The organism is Caballeronia mineralivorans PML1(12), from assembly GCF_001028175.1.
GTDB lineage: Bacteria > Pseudomonadota > Gammaproteobacteria > Burkholderiales > Burkholderiaceae > Caballeronia > Caballeronia mineralivorans.
The window spans coordinates 1-475 of the sequence record NZ_AEJF01000268.1 but is presented as its reverse complement, the minus strand read 5'-3'; the positions used below and the strand labels follow the sequence as shown (position 1 = coordinate 475).

At 51.2% G+C, this 475-nt stretch carries 1 pseudogene; it reads left to right on the top strand.

Annotation, left to right across the window (positions count from 1 at the left end):
• A pseudogene (locus tag EOS_RS42590) lies at nt 1–475 on the top strand (aldolase/citrate lyase family protein); the annotation flags it as partial.

Here is a 475-nt window from a genome sequence, read left to right as displayed (position 1 = left end):
TAAATTCAAAGCCGCACTGGCTGCGAAACAGGTACAAATTGGTTGCTGGTCAGCACTCTCTAACCCGATTAGCACTGAAGTTCTTGGTTTGGCTGGGTTTGACTGGCTGGTGCTGGATGGCGAACATGCGCCAAACGATATCTCCACGTTTATTCCGCAGTTAATGGCCTTGAAGGCAGCGCCAGCGCGCCAGTAGTGCGAGTGCCGACCAACGAGCCGGTAATTATTAAGCGTCTTCTGGATATCGGTTTCTATAACTTCCTGATTCCTTTTGTAGAAACAAAAGAGGAAGCAGAGCTGGCGGTGGCATCAACCCGTTACCCACCGGAAGGCATTCGCGGCGTCTCCGTTTCTCACCGCGCCAATATGTTTGGCACCGTGGCGGATTATTTCGCTCAGTCGAACAAGAACATCACTATTCTGGTCCAGATAGAAAGTCAGCAGGGCGTAGATAACGTCGATGCCATTGCCGCTA